Annotated in this window: 15 protein-coding genes; 7 read left to right on the top strand and 8 right to left on the bottom strand. The window is 71.1% G+C overall.

The annotated features are described in order from the left end of the window. Together ACZ7OO_RS39180 and ACZ7OO_RS39175 are read right to left on the bottom strand one after the other, a co-directional pair. Positions 1 to 653: maltotransferase domain-containing protein (locus ACZ7OO_RS39180; RefSeq protein WP_471512243.1), on the bottom strand; the 653-nt coding region annotated here is incomplete at its 3' end. Between the two features lie 101 nt (positions 654 to 754). Continuing rightward, complete coding sequence (locus ACZ7OO_RS39175) at positions 755 to 1,048, bottom strand: DUF5133 domain-containing protein (RefSeq protein ID WP_352225315.1); 294 nt, start codon at positions 1,046 to 1,048, stop codon at positions 755 to 757. Positions 1,049 to 1,355: 307 nt separating this feature from the next. Between ACZ7OO_RS39175 and ACZ7OO_RS39170 the strand changes: the two genes are divergently transcribed. Together ACZ7OO_RS39170 and glgX are read left to right on the top strand one after the other, a co-directional pair. Continuing rightward, positions 1,356 to 1,859, top strand: coding sequence for a pep a2 (locus ACZ7OO_RS39170; RefSeq protein ID WP_471512242.1), 504 nt, complete (start codon positions 1,356 to 1,358; stop codon positions 1,857 to 1,859). Next, a complete protein-coding gene (gene glgX / locus ACZ7OO_RS39165) occupies positions 1,856 to 4,000 on the top strand; it encodes a glycogen debranching protein GlgX (protein ID WP_471512241.1) in 2,145 nt (714 codons plus the stop codon). The genes ACZ7OO_RS39170 and glgX overlap by 4 nt, the downstream gene beginning before the upstream one ends. Positions 4,001 to 4,004: 4 nt before the next feature. On the opposite strand, the gene ACZ7OO_RS39160 is transcribed toward glgX, so the two are convergent. Then, a complete protein-coding gene (locus tag ACZ7OO_RS39160) occupies positions 4,005 to 4,820 on the bottom strand; it encodes a VOC family protein (RefSeq protein WP_471512240.1) in 816 nt (271 codons plus the stop codon). A 125-nt stretch (positions 4,821 to 4,945) separates the two neighbouring features. Between ACZ7OO_RS39160 and ACZ7OO_RS39155 the strand changes: the two genes are divergently transcribed. After that, positions 4,946 to 5,266 carry an ANTAR domain-containing protein gene (locus ACZ7OO_RS39155; RefSeq protein WP_471512239.1) on the top strand — a complete coding sequence of 107 codons (321 nt, stop codon included), beginning with the start codon at positions 4,946 to 4,948 and terminating at the stop codon, positions 5,264 to 5,266. A 3-nt stretch (positions 5,267 to 5,269) separates the two neighbouring features. On the opposite strand, the gene ACZ7OO_RS39150 is transcribed toward ACZ7OO_RS39155, so the two are convergent. Beyond that, positions 5,270 to 6,064 (bottom strand): SigB/SigF/SigG family RNA polymerase sigma factor, encoded by a 795-nt coding sequence (locus ACZ7OO_RS39150; protein WP_471512238.1) that lies wholly within the window; start codon positions 6,062 to 6,064, stop codon positions 5,270 to 5,272. Positions 6,065 to 6,313: 249 nt separating this feature from the next. Between ACZ7OO_RS39150 and ACZ7OO_RS39145 the strand changes: the two genes are divergently transcribed. The 4 genes from ACZ7OO_RS39145 (at position 6,314) to ACZ7OO_RS39130 (ending at position 9,127) form a co-directional block, all read left to right on the top strand. Beyond that, on the top strand, positions 6,314 to 6,769 hold the full coding sequence (locus ACZ7OO_RS39145; protein WP_471512237.1) for a MarR family winged helix-turn-helix transcriptional regulator: 456 nt from the start codon (positions 6,314 to 6,316) through the stop codon (positions 6,767 to 6,769). Beyond that, complete coding sequence (locus ACZ7OO_RS39140; RefSeq protein ID WP_471512236.1) at positions 6,766 to 7,593, top strand: ABC transporter ATP-binding protein; 828 nt, start codon at positions 6,766 to 6,768, stop codon at positions 7,591 to 7,593. The genes ACZ7OO_RS39145 and ACZ7OO_RS39140 overlap by 4 nt, the downstream gene beginning before the upstream one ends. Continuing rightward, the gene (locus tag ACZ7OO_RS39135) at positions 7,553 to 8,404 is read left to right on the top strand and encodes an ABC transporter permease (protein WP_471512235.1); all 852 of its coding nucleotides are present in this window, start codon (positions 7,553 to 7,555) and stop codon (positions 8,402 to 8,404) included. Before ACZ7OO_RS39140 ends, ACZ7OO_RS39135 begins: the two co-directional genes overlap by 41 nt. 195 nt (positions 8,405 to 8,599) lie before the next feature. After that, entirely contained in the window at positions 8,600 to 9,127 is a 528-nt protein-coding gene (locus tag ACZ7OO_RS39130; protein WP_471512234.1) for a hypothetical protein, read from the top strand. Positions 9,128 to 9,151: 24 nt separating this feature from the next. On the opposite strand, the gene hemC is transcribed toward ACZ7OO_RS39130, so the two are convergent. The 4 genes from hemC to ACZ7OO_RS39110 all read right to left on the bottom strand — a co-directional run bounded on the left by hemC (position 9,152) and on the right by ACZ7OO_RS39110 (position 12,869). Then, entirely contained in the window at positions 9,152 to 10,087 is a 936-nt protein-coding gene (gene hemC, locus ACZ7OO_RS39125) for a hydroxymethylbilane synthase (RefSeq protein WP_352225380.1), read from the bottom strand. A gap of 76 nt (positions 10,088 to 10,163) precedes the next feature. Then, entirely contained in the window at positions 10,164 to 10,994 is an 831-nt protein-coding gene (locus ACZ7OO_RS39120; protein WP_471512233.1) for a hypothetical protein, read from the bottom strand. Between the two features lie 19 nt (positions 10,995 to 11,013). Next, a complete protein-coding gene (locus tag ACZ7OO_RS39115) occupies positions 11,014 to 11,790 on the bottom strand; it encodes an NPP1 family protein (protein WP_471512232.1) in 777 nt (258 codons plus the stop codon). 119 nt (positions 11,791 to 11,909) lie between these two features. Beyond that, a complete protein-coding gene (locus tag ACZ7OO_RS39110) occupies positions 11,910 to 12,869 on the bottom strand; it encodes an ATP-dependent DNA ligase (RefSeq protein WP_471512246.1) in 960 nt (319 codons plus the stop codon). Positions 12,870 to 12,951: the final 82 nt, after the last annotated feature.

The following is a 12,951-nucleotide window of genomic DNA, read 5'->3' as shown; positions in this document are numbered from 1 at the left end:
TGCGGCCGGTCCTCGGTCCCCTCGGAGCGCGGGAAGAACTCGTACCAGGAGCCGAAAAGGGCCCGCTCGCGCTCGACGAGCAGCGGCAGCGGCTCCGAGCAGGTCACCAACTCCCGCAGCGGATAGCGGGCCAGGATCTCGTCCACCTCGGGAGCGAGCGCGCTCGCCAGACGTGTGTGCAGGGGGAGGGTGTCGTCGCCCAGGGCCCGGGCCGCCGCCAGCACCCGCTCGCGCTCCGGTCCCTCGGGAACCCCGGCGGCCGCGCGCGCGTACAGCTCGGCGCCCTCCTCCAGGACCAGACCGGTGTCGATGCCCGCCGGGATCTTCACGCGCGCGTGCCGCCGCCAGGTCGTGAGCGGGGCGCTCCAGGCCTCCACGTGATACGTCCAGCGTCCGGTCGCGCACGGGGTGACCTCGGCGCCCCAGCGGTCGGTGCCACGTACCAGCTCCCGCATCGGCGCCCAGGGGCCGGGCCGGCCCTCGGGGTCGCACAGCACCACATTGGCGCCCACGGCGTCATGACCCTCGCGGAAGACGGTGGCGGTGACCTCGAAGCTCTCGCCGGGGACCGCCTTCGCCGGACGCCCGCCGCTCTCCACGGCCGGTTGCACGTCACGCACCGGAACACGGCCGATGGCCTCTGTCGCCTTCATGGGTCTCACCTCCGCCGTGCGCAAAGCCGGGCCCGGGCCCGGCTCCGCGGTCCGTAGTGCGCGGGAGGACTGGTGTCCTCCCGCGGGGGTCCGCTTGCGGATCACTGCCTCGCGGAGCTCCGGTCCGACGGCGGACCCCGCCGGACCTTCCCGCTCAGCTGGGTCCGCCCGCCCTGTTCCCGCAGATAGGTGACGAGGCTGGTGCGCAGATAGCGCTCGGCCGCGTCCACCGCCTCCCGGGCGCAGCGCTTGCCCATCAGCACGCACAGCGTGTAGCCCGAGTCCTCGAAGGTGGACCGCACCTCGCGGTCCTGCGGCGAGGCGAGCATGACACGCTCCCACGCCCGGTAGCGCCGCAGCTGCCGGGCCACCTCGGCCTTCGCGGGTAGCAGCATGGCCGTGTCTTTCCTTCCTACGCTCTCGAGTGGGCACGTGTCCCCGACAGTCGGGGAGCGTCCGGGCACGGAAGGGGCACGGAGCTGTTACGGCGAATCGAGGCTTTCACTCATGGTGCACGGATGACGACCGAGCGTCTTGTTGGATCTTCAACCACCTCATGCGGCTCTCGTGTTGCACGAATGGCGTAGCGCCCGCACTGTGGGAAGTGACTCAGAAGCGATCAGTGCTCACGCTACGCGTCCGGAACGGATTTCCGGGCGGGTGAGGGGAGCGGGAGCCGCGCCGGGTGAGGAGCCAGCGACAATGAAGACCGCAGTGCCCTGCTACTACCACCTCGACGTGGAGGTCAGCCCGGAACGGGTGGGACAGGTCAGCCGCATCCTGGCCGCCCATCTCCACTACTGGGACCTCGACAACCTCGTGGACCCCGTCTGCCGCGGTGTCGAACTGCTGCTGACCGCCATCGACCAGCACGCGACGGACAAACACACGTCCATCGAGATGTGGTGGAACGGGCAGCACCTCATCACCGCCATCGGCGACGACGACCGTGACCTGCGCCCCGACCAGGATCTGCGGTCGTGCCTGGCGCATCTCGCCGCCACCAGCGACGGCTGGGGGTGCTGTGCCCCGGAGACCGGCAGCAAGATCATCTGGTTTTCGCAGCGAGCCCGGTCCGGGGAGCGCGTCCCGCTGGTCCCGACCGCGCCGGCGCCCAGCCTGCGCAGGACGCTCCGGGCGCCCCGCGCCCTCCCCGTCGCCCAGTTGGCCGCATCCGGCCAGGGCATTCTGGAGGGCGCCCGGTGACGGCTCGGAAGTCCCGGAAAGGGGTGCCCGTGTGGAGCGGGCACCCCTACCCGTTGGGTGCCTCCTTCGACGGACAGGGCACCAACTTCGCCCTGTTCAGCGAGGTCGCCGAGCGGGTCGAGCTGGTCCTGGTGAACGACGCCGGCACCCAGCGGCCGGTGCCGATGACCGAGGTCGACGGCTTCGTCTGGCACGCCTATCTGCCCGGCGTCGGGCCGGGCCAGCGCTACGGCTACCGGGTGACCGGCCCCTGGGACCCGGAGGTCGGCCACCGGTGCAATCCGGCGAAGCTGCTCCTGGATCCGTACGCCCGGGCGGTCGACGGCCAGATCGACAACCACGCCTCGTTGTACGAGCGCACACCGGGCGGGCCGTCCCCGGCCGACAGTGCGGGGCACTCCATGCTCGGTGTGGTCACCGACCCCTACTTCGACTGGGGTGACGACCGTCCGCCCCGGCGGGCCTACTCCGACTCGGTGATCTACGAGGCCCATGTCCGCGGCCTCACCCGCACCCATCCGGAGGTACCCGAACGGCTCAGGGGCAGTTACGCCGGTCTCGCCCACCCGGCGGTCGTCGAGCACCTGACCTCGCTCGGCGTCACGGCGGTCGAGCTGATGCCGGTCCACCAGTTCGTGCAGGACGGGGTGTTGCAGGACCGGGGCCTGTCCAACTACTGGGGCTACAACACCATCGGCTTCTTCGCCCCGCACAACGCCTACGCGGCCTTCGGCAGCCGGGGCCAGCAGGTCAACGAGTTCAAGGCGATGGTCAAGGCGCTGCACGCGGCCGGCCTCGAAGTGATCCTCGACGTGGTCTACAACCACACCGCCGAGGGCAACGAGATGGGCCCCACGCTGTCCTTCCGGGGCATCGACAACGCCTCCTACTACCGGCTCGTCGACGGCGACTGGGCGCACTACTACGACACCACCGGCACCGGCAACAGCCTGCTGATGCGCCACCCCTACGTCCTCCAGCTGATCATGGACTCGCTGCGCTACTGGGTGACCGAGATGCATGTCGACGGCTTCCGCTTCGATCTCGCGGCCACCCTGGCGCGGCAGTTCCACGAGGTGGACCGGCTGTCGGCGTTCTTCGACCTGATCCAGCAGGACCCGGTGATCAGCCGGGTGAAGCTCATCGCCGAGCCCTGGGACGTGGGGGAGGGCGGATACCAGGTCGGCAACTTCCCGCCGCTGTGGTCGGAGTGGAACGGCAAGTACCGGGACGCCGTACGGGACTTCTGGCGGGCCGAGCCGGGTTCGCTCGGCGAGTTCGCCTCCCGGCTCACCGGCTCCTCCGACCTGTACCAGCAGCGGGGCCGCCGACCGCGCGCGAGCGTCAACTTCGTCACCGCGCACGACGGCTTCACCCTGCGCGACCTGGTCTCGTACAACGACAAGCACAACCAGACCAACGGCGAGAACAACCGGGACGGCGAGAGCCACAACCGGTCCTGGAACTGCGGTGCCGAGGGCGACACCAAGGATCCGGCCGTCCTCGAACTCCGGGCCCGCCAGCAGCGCAACTTCCTCGCCACCCTGCTGCTGTCCCAGGGCATCCCGATGATCGGCCACGGAGACGAACTCGGCCGCACCCAACGCGGCAACAACAATGCGTACTGCCAGGACAACCAGGTGTCCTGGACCGACTGGGACCTCACCGAGGAACAGCGGACGCTCAGCGAATTCACCCGGTACGTCATCGGGCTGCGCGCCGCCCACCCCGTGCTGCGCCGGCGCCGCTTCTTCCGCGGCGAGACCGCCATGCACTCCGGACAGCCACTGCCCGACCTGGTCTGGCTGCTGCCCGACGCCCGCGAGATGACCGACCGGGACTGGCAGCGCCCCGACGCGCACTCGGTCGGCGTCTTCCTCAACGGCGACGCCATCGCCGAACGCGACCCCTACGGGCGGCGCCTGGTCGACGACTCGTTCCTCCTGCTCCTCAACAGCTGCTGGGAACCGGTCGACTTCCGGCTGCCCGACGACTCCTACGGCGAACGCTGGTCGGCCCTCATCGACACCGCCGAGCCCGACGGCATCCCCGACGAACGCGAACGCAAGGCCGACACCAGGCTGCGTGCCGAGGCCCGCAGCCTGGTCCTGCTGTCCCGGCCCTCCCGCGGCAAGGACTGAGGGATCAGGGGAGAAGGGGGCGTGCCGTCACGGTGAACTGAGCCCCGTCCGGGTCGCGCAGTATGGCCTCGGTGTCCTTCTCCTGGAGGACGCTGCCGCCGTGCTTCTCGGCCGCCCGTGCGCACTCGCCGACGTCGTTGACCGCGAAGTGGATCTGCCAGTGCGGCCGCACCGACGGGTCTGGGGCCGTCTCCACCGCCCCGGAGTCGATACGGGCCACGACGTTGCCCCGGCTGCGCAGCACGACCTCGCCGCCCTCGTACTCCACCTCGCAGCAGCCCGGTTTGCCGGAGGCCCAGCCGAGGACCTCGCCGTAGAAGATCGCCGAGTCGAAGGCGTTGCGGGTGTGCAGGCGGATGAAGGTGGGTGCGGCCTGCCGCCAGGTCTCCCAGTTGGAGACCAGCTCGCCCTCCCAGATGCCGAAGATCGCCCCGTCCCGGTCGGCGAGCAGCGCCGCCCGGCCGGGCGGGAAGGACAGCGGCCCCACCGCCGGGGTGCCGCCGCGCTCGCGGGCCCGGGCGACCGCCTCGTCCGCGTCCGGTACGGCGAAGTACGGCGTCCACGCCACCGCCATCTGCCACATCGCGGCGACCGCGGCGATACCCGCGACCGGTACCCCGTCCGCCAGGGCGATCCGGAAATGGTCGCCGAGCCTCACACTGCGCCATCGCCAGCCGAGCACGGCACTGTAGAAGTCCTCGGTCGTCTGGAGGTCCCGGCTGGTCAGGCTCACCCAGCAGGGGGCGCCGAAGACCGAGTGCGTGGAGAGGACGTCCCGCTGCTTCTTCACGGGGCCGGGGGCAGGCGTGTCGTTGTTCATGGCACTCGTCCTGGGGTCGGGGCCGGCGGGGTACCGGTCCTGGACCAGTCTCCAACCGGAAGCGGCGGGGGTGCCTGCCGAGTACCCCGGTGGCACTCGGCCAGACGAGTGGCGACGATGGGGGAGTGAGCGACAGCGAGAGCGAGGCGCACTTCATCCTCCACCTCCAGGAGGAGATCGACCAGCTCAAGGAGGCCGTCGCCTCCCATGCCGTGGTGGACCAGGCGATCGGGATGGTGGTAGCGCTCGGCCGGGTCGCCCCCGACGAGGGGTGGGAGGTGCTCAAGGAGGTCTCCCAGCACACCAACATCAAGCTCCGCAACGTCGCGGAGCTGATGCTCCTCTGGGGGCGCACCGGCGACATGCCCGCCGAGGTCCGCGCCGAACTGGAGGACGCCCTCGACCGACACGGGCCGACACAGATCCCCTGCACACCGACCGAGTGAGACTCAGCCCGCCTCGGCCAGCAGCTCCTCGCGCAGCCGCTCGAAGCAGGCGCTGAGCAGCCGGGACACATGCATCTGAGAGACGCCCAACTGCTCGGCGATCCGGCTCTGCGTCATACCGCGGAAGAACCGCAGGTAGAGGATGAGCCGGTCACGCTCCGGAAGGCCCTGAAGGCAGGGCTCCGCCGCCGTGCGGTCGACGATCAGGTCGTAGCCGGGGTCGGGTCCGCCCAGGGTGTCGCCCAGCGCATAGCCGTCGGCGCCGGACACCTCGGCGTCCAGCGACAGCGCCGAGAAGCAGTCCAGGGCCTCCATCCCGGCCCGCACCTCGCTCTCGGTGAGCCGGGCCCGCTCGGCGATCTCGGCGACGGTGGGCGCGCCGCCCGGCGAGGCCTGGTCCAGCTCCTTGAGGACGACCCGGACCCGGTTGCGCAGCTCCTGCACCCGTCGTGGCACGTGCAGGGTCCACATGTGGTCACGGAAGTGGCGCTTGATCTCGCCGGTGATCGTCGGCACGGCGTACGCCTCGAAAGCCCGGCCGCGCGCCGGGTCGTAGTGGTCGACGGCCTTCACCAGCCCCAGCGCGGCGACCTGGTAGAGGTCCTCCAGGGTCTCCCCGCGGCCGCGGAACCGTACGGCGATCCGCTCGGCCATGGGCAGCCAGACCTCGACCAGGCCGTCGCGCAATGCCCGGCGCTCGGGGCCTTCGGGCAGTCCGGCCAGCCGGATGAAGTCCTCGGCCGTGTCAGGGGCGTCGTCGTGTGGATGGGGCTTGGTGGTGGCGGTGGTGGCACGCATGGCGCGCACCTCCTCAGCGGGTGCTGTGTGGACGAACACCGTGGGAGGAACGCACTCGGACCCCGGGAGAACACGGGGGGCACCGGCGCAAGGTGGCTCCCACGCACGTGCCTCCGGTCCGAAGCACTGAGGAGGGCATGCCCCAAATGGGGCATAGCCAAACAACTCATTTAAAAAGGTGGCATTGGTCTTCTGTCCTGACTCCTTCTTGGGTGGAATTACCTCTGTAGCAGAGGTAATCTTCGGGGTGTGAGATCCGAGACCTTTCCGGAAGAGCTGGCCGACGCGCTCGTCGGTATCCAGCGGCTGATCCGCCGCCGACTACGCCGCGGGCTCGCGCTGCCCCGGCTGCGCGGCGCCGAGGTGGAGCTGCTGCGCCTGGTCGAGTCGCGGCCCGGGATCGGCATCTCGGACGCCGCCAAGGAGCTGTACCTGGCGAGCAACTCGGTGTCGACCCTGGTCAATCAACTGGCCAAGGACGGCTACCTGCTCCGCGAGACCGACCCCGCCGACCGCCGGTCCGCCCGCCTGCTGCTGACCGAGGCCTCCGAGAAACGCCTCGCGGACTGGCAGCGGCGCCGCGCGGACCTCGTCGTCAGCCATGTGTCCCGGCTCGACGAAGCGGACCGGGCGGCGCTCGAGGCCGCGCTTCCGGCGCTGCGCAAGCTGGCCGTCACCCTGCACGAGGAGGCCGAGGAATCATGACGCCGGACACCACCGCAGTCGACTGCACCGGGCTCTCCTACACCTTCGGGGAGACCAAGGCCGTCGACGGGCTCGACCTGGCCGTCGGCGAGGGCGAGGTCTTCGGACTGCTGGGCCCCAACGGCGCCGGCAAGACCACCGCCATCCGCTGCATCACCACCCTGCTTCCGGTCCCCGCCGGAATGGTCCGTGTCTTCGGCCATGACACCGGCCGGGAGCGGATGGCCGTCCGCAGACTGCTCGGCTACGTCCCGCAGCAGCTGTCCGCCGACAGCGGGCTCACCGGACGCGAGAACGTCGCCCTGTTCGCCCGGGTCTTCGACGTCCCCCGGCGCGAGCGCGCCGAGCGGGTCGCGCAGGCGCTGGAGGCCGTCGACCTCGCCGACGCCGCCGACCGGCTCGCAGGCACGTACTCCGGTGGGATGGTCCGCCGCCTCGAACTCGCCCAGGCACTGGTCAGCGCGCCCCGGCTGCTGATCCTCGACGAGCCGACCATCGGCCTCGACCCGATCGCCCGCACCAGTGTGTGGGACCAGATCAACGCCGTACGCGAAGCCACCGGCATGACCGTCCTGGTCACCACCCACTACATGGACGAGGCCGACCAGCACTGCGGCCGGGTCGGCCTGATGCACCGCGGCCGCATCCGCGCCCTCGGCACCCCCGACGAGCTCAGGCGCGGCCTCGCCGAACGCCAGGGCACCGACACCCTGCCCACCCTCGAAGACGTCTTCCGCGACGTGGCCGGCAGCGGCCTCGACGACCAGTCAGGAGGTTTCCGTGATGTCCGAAGCACCCGCCGCACCGCGAAGCGCGTCGGCTGAGCGCACGGCGGCATCCCTGCTGCTGACGCCGCCCCAGCCGCGCTCCGGGTGGCAGCTGCTGCCGGCCCGGGTCGTCGCCATGTGCGCCGTAGAGCTGCAGAAGCTCAGCCACGACCGCACCGAGCTCTACACCCGGGCGATACAGCCGGCCCTGTGGCTGCTGATCTTCGGGCAGACCTTCACCCGGATCAAGGCGATACCCACCGGCGGCATCCCCTACATCGACTACCTCGCGCCCGGCATCATCGCCCAGTCCGCGATGTTCATCGCGATCTTCTACGGCATCCAGATCATCTGGGAGCGCGACGCCGGCATCCTCAACAAGCTCCTCGTCACCCCCACCCCGCGCTCGGCGCTCATCACCGGCAAGGCCTTCGCGGCCGGGGTGAAGTCCCTGATACAGGCCGTGGTGGTGATCGTGATCGCCGCGATCCTCGGGGTCTCCCTCACCTGGAACCCGCTGAAGCTGCTGGGGGTCGGGCTGGCCGTCGTCCTCGCCTCGGCCTTCTTCTCCTGCCTGTCGATGAGCATCGCGGGAATCGTCCTGAGCCGTGACCGGCTGATGGGCATCGGACAGGCGATCACCATGCCGCTGTTCTTCGGCTCCAACGCCCTCTACCCGGTGGCGATCATGCCGGGCTGGCTCCAGGTGGTCAGCAAGATCAACCCGCTGAGCTACCAGGTCGACGCCCTGCGCGGGCTGCTGCTCGGCACGCCCTCCCATCTCGGCCTGGATTTCGCCGTGCTGGCGGTCGCCGCCGCCCTCGGTATCGCCGCCGCCTCGTCGCTGCTCGGCCGCCTGGCCCGCTGATCTTGCCGTGGGTGAGACGCCGACGTGATGTGCGGCACGCGCCTTCGTCCCGCCCCGGAGTCCCGGGGCGGGATAACCGCTGCGCAACGCTTTGATCAGCGATCAAAGCGGGCGAACCCCCTGGCCACGGCGCATTCCGCTCATTTGACAGTGCGCTGAGGGCACAGATAGACAGCGGTGGTCGAGAGGGGCACTGTGTACGAGCCGAACGTGGTCGGGGACTGGCACGAGTACGAAGAGCATGCCGGTCTGCGGGTCCGCGTCCACCGCCTGGCGGAGGCCGAGCCGCCGCGCGGCCGGGACGACGCCGCGGCCGGGCTGACGTACTTCAGTGTCCGGGTGACCGTGGAGAACCGCGGCTCCCGTCACTTCAGCGTTCAACTGGAGGACGGCCAGATCGACGTGCGGGTGGGCCCCGACGGGGAGGGCGCGTTCATCGACTGGCGCAGCTCCCAGTTCATCGAGGGCTTTGACGTCTACCCGCTGCGCCGCGCCACCGCCGTTCTCTACGCCGCCGGCCCGGAGGCCGCCCTCACCCAGGTGGACATCCAGATCCAGCTGCGCGTCGACGAGGACTGGACCGACCGCCGGCTGTGGGCGGGCGGCATCGGCGTACAGGAGTCGACCGCCGCCACGGCCTGCCAGAGCGCCGGGCCGGGCGGCCTGGCCCACCAGGTGAGCGCCTTCCTCAAGGACCAGACGGAGCCCGGTTCCTCCGCCTAGTCGTCAAGGGGGCGTCCCCGAGTCCTAGTGCGGGATGCCGTCGATGATCTCGCGGGCGCCCTGCCGCAGCAGGGCCACGGCGACCGAGGTGCCCAGCGTCGCCGGGTCGAGACGGCCCGCCCACTCGTGCGCGTTCAGCCGGGTCTTGCCGTCCGGTGTGAACACACAGGCGCGCAGCGACAGTTCACCGCCGCCGTCGACCCGGGCGTACCCGGCGATCGGGCTGTTGCAGTGCCCCTGGAGGACGTGCAGGAACATCCGTTCGGCGGTGGCCTCCCGGTAGGTGTCCGGGTCACCGAGCTCGCTCACCACGTCGATCAGCTCGGTGTCGCCCTCCCGGCACTGCAGTGCGAGGATGCCCGCGCCGATCGGCGGCATCATCGTCTCCGGGTCCAGCACCTCGCTGATCACGTCCGTACGATCGATCCGCTCCAGGCCCGACACCGCGAGCAGCAGCGCGTCGGCGTCCCCGGCGGCGAGCTTCTCCAGCCGCCGGTTGGCGTTGCCCCGGAACGGAACACACTCCAGATGCGGATGGGTGGCCGCCAGCTGGGCGATCCGGCGGACCGCGGAGGTGCCGATCCGGGTGCCCGGCGGCAGCTGGTCCAGGGTCAGCCCGTCCGGGTGGACCAGGGCATCACGGATGTCGTCCCGCTTCAGGAACGCCGCGAACACGGTCCCGGCGGGCAGCGGCCGGTCCGCCGGCACGTCCTTCACACAGTGCACGGCGAGGTCCGCCTCGCCGGCCAGCAGCGCGGCGTCCACCTCCTTGGTGAACGCCCCCTTCCCCTCGACCTGGGAAAGATCGCCCAGCCACTTGTCGCCGGTCGTCTTCACCGGCACGACCTCGGTGCGCACCTGCGGATGGAGGGCGGCCAACTCGGCCCGGACCCGGGCCACCTGAGCGAGCGCCATCGGAGAGTCGCGGGAGACGATACGGATCAACTCTGGCACGGACATGAGGACACGATAGACCTTCGTGCCGGCCGAGGATTCCGACATCCTGTCGGCCTCCGCTCGGCGAAACAGAGTCCCGTCACCCCGCCGGCCGCCGGCCGAAGGGGAACAGGTCGGCGTCCTGGGCCGACACGGCGGGGTCGAGCGGAGTGCGCAGCAGACAGCGGTTGCGCAGCAGGTCACGGCGCTCGGCCGGGGTGAGCAGCGCTTCGGTCTCCTCGTCCGCCACGGCGTCGATGTGCTGATCGCCGCCGAGGTTGAGCCGGTCGGCGTCCGCGCCGCGGAGGTCGACGCGGAAGCCGGTGCGCCACTGGGAGTTCGATCCCCAGCCGTGGGACAGGTCGACCGCAGGACGGTGGCGGCGACGGTAGGTCCAGTACAGCGGGGCGCGGTCGGCCACCCCGCGTTCGGCGTGCCGTACCCCCGCCCGCACCCGGACCCCGGCCCGCGCGAACAGCACGGAGTCCAGCCACAGCCCCGGCCACACCAGCTCCGTGACCGTGATCAGCCCGTCCGGATCCGCCGCCTGCTCGACCTCCACGATCTCGTGCAGAAAGGGGTCGAAGACCGCTGTCTCCTCGAACGGCACCATCCCCAGGCGGGTGAAGAGCGCCAGATACTCGTCGAGCGTCAGGCCCGGTCCGGTCCAGGTGCCGTGGCCGGGCGGCTGGAAGGCGAGCAGCAGGATGTCGCTGACCCGGCTGAGCGCGTACAACTCCCAGAGGGCCGCCCGGTCGGGCTCGGCGAGCACGGCCGCCCGGGCGGCCGAGGCGATCCGGGTGCGGTACTTGTCCCCGAACCGCCCCAGCCAGGGCTCGACGACGGTGCCGTTCACGCCCGTGCCGCCGTGCGCGGACAGCGCCTCGAACAACTGGCGGGCGTCCGGCGGCCGTTCCGTCGCAGGATCCATGCCGCCATCATGGCCGGGGTCAGGCGTTGGGGTCGAACGTGATTCCCGACGGCTTCGCCGAGCTGAGGTGGGAGGCGAAACTGGCGTCCTTCAGGCCGAAGTTGGCGCTGCCGAAGTTGTAGGCGCTCAGCTTGTCGCGAAGGCCGGCCGGGTAGCCGTTCCAGCCCACCAGCGGAGGGTACTGCCAGGTGCCCTTGTGGTTCTCCGGCGGCTCGTCGTTGGAGTTGGCCAGCCGGAAGCAGTGCGTGCTGACGCCGTCCTTGTGGTAGACGATCTTCGCGTGGGTGCCGTCGAAGCGGACCTCGGACGCCGCGTGCACGGTGAACGAGCCATGGTTGGACGTCGACACGTACTTGGTCTGGCCGCTCTGCACCCACACCACGACATGCTCCCAGTCGTGCCGGTGCCCGCCGATGCTGCTGCCCGCTATCGCCTGGTCCTTCTCGAAGTACAGGCCGTACATGTAGGCGCACCAGCCGTTGTTGCACTTGTAGCGCGAGTAGCTGTTGGTGTTGTCGAGGTCGGAGGCGTCCCGGCAGGAGCCGTTGAGCGCGCCGGTCGGGTTGAGGCCGCCGTTGACCGTGCCGTCGGGGCCGATCGCGGGCGTCGGGTAGCAGCCGTCGGTGTCGTAGTCGAAGGCCGGCTGGTAGGTCTGCTCGACCGGCTCGGCGTTGGCGGGCAGCGCCTGCGGCGGGGCGGCGAAGGCGGCGGCGGGGAAGGCGACGATCAGGGCGGCGGCACCGGCGAGTCCGGTCAGCCATCCGCGGCGACCGATGCGGAACGTCCGTGACGACACGGAGGCCTCCAACTGCTATGAGGGGAAGGAAAGTTCAGCTTCCCGTTCGGTCAAGACCTTGCCAAGTCGCCCCGGGCGTCCCGCCGGTGAACCCCCGCCCAACAGTCGGTTCGCGACGGTCAGCCGATGCCGTCGGGCAGGTCCGCCGCCGACTGCTCCGGTGTGAGGTCCGGGCGCAGCCGCAGCCAGGACGGCTGGCGCAGCAGCCCGGCCCGGGTCCTGGTGCTGTAGCTGACCTCGCCGACCAGCCGGGGCAGCACCCAACGGGCGCCCGGGACCGGCGGGACCGGGACGAAGGGGCAGGCGTCGGTCGCGGCGGCCCGCAGCAGCGCGGCCAGGTCGGTCCGTTCCGTCTCGCTCCAGCCGGTGCCCACCCCGCCGACGTACCGCAGGCGCCCGCCGGCGGACCGCTGGCCGACCAGCACCGCGCCCGGCAGCCCGGTCAGCCGCCCCTTGCCCGGGAGCCAGCCGCCGACGATCACGTCCTCGGCGCGCATGTTCCGGATCTTGATCCAGGCGCGGGACCGCACCCCCGGCTCGTACACCGAGTCCAGCCGTTTGCAGACCAGGCCCTCAAGACCGTGCTCCCGGGTGGTCCGCAGCGCCTCGGCGCCGTGCCCGACGACGGCCCCGGGCGTCGACCAGTAAGGCCCGTCGAGGCCGAGCGCCTCCAGCCGGGTCCGCCGCTGCGCGTACGGCACCCTCAGCAGCGGGGCGCCCTCCAGGTGCAGCACGTCGAACAGCACCAGATGGACGGGGACCCGGGCCGCCATCCGGGCCGCGCGGGCCGGGGCGTGGGCCAGGCCCATCCGGCTCTGCAGCAGCTGGAAGCCGGCGCGCCCGTTCTCGTCGAGGGCCAGCACCTCGCCGTCCAGGATCGCCGGTACCCGGCCCAGCATCCCGCCCAGCGGGCGCAGTTCGGGATACGCGGCGGTGATCTCCTCGCCGGACCGGGCGCGCAGCAGCAGACCGCCGTCACCGGGCAGATAGACGACCGCGCGCTGGCCGTCCTGCTTGGTCTCGTACGCCCACCGGGCGTCCTGCGCGGCGGGCGGCAGCCTGCCGGGCGTGGCGAGCATGGGCGGGATCAGCGGCAGGGCGGTGGTCACGGCAGAAGATGTGAACCGCCTACGGCCGTGGCACGCCTCTTCCGGCGCCGGT

Source organism: Streptomyces sp. NPDC111744 (assembly GCF_055634995.1).
This window is presented reverse-complemented; position numbering and strand designations above follow the sequence as displayed.